This window comes from Adlercreutzia sp. DFI.6.23 (assembly GCF_024462535.1).
Taxonomy (GTDB): domain Bacteria; phylum Actinomycetota; class Coriobacteriia; order Coriobacteriales; family Eggerthellaceae; genus Adlercreutzia; species Adlercreutzia rubneri.
Map to the genome: position 1 here is coordinate 1 of NZ_JANGBP010000473.1, position 303 is coordinate 303.

1 protein-coding gene is annotated in these 303 nt (G+C 64.0%); it reads left to right on the forward strand.

Annotated features, from left to right (window positions below; genetic code table 11):
- A partial coding sequence (locus NE591_RS14205) for a molybdopterin-dependent oxidoreductase (RefSeq protein ID WP_256156976.1) occupies positions 1–303 on the forward strand: 303 nt, incomplete at both ends.

The window sequence follows — 303 nt, forward strand, 5'->3', positions numbered from 1 at the left end:
GGGGCGCCGAGGAGTACCCGCTGGCGCTCTCTTCCATGGGCACCAACCTCTACGTCGCCGAGATGGCGAAGGAGGGCAAGGTCAAGGGCCTGTTCTTCTACAACTCAAACATGGCGGCCGGCTATTCCAACCCCGCCCAGCTGGCAGAGGACTTCGCGAACCTCGATCTGATGGTCGTCTTCGACGTGCAGATGTCAGAAACCGCGATGCTGGCCGACTACGTGCTGCCCGAGTGCAGCTACCTGGAGCGTCGCGAGCTGCCCGAGTTCGTGGGCGGACGCGTGCCGGTTGTTTCCCTGCGCG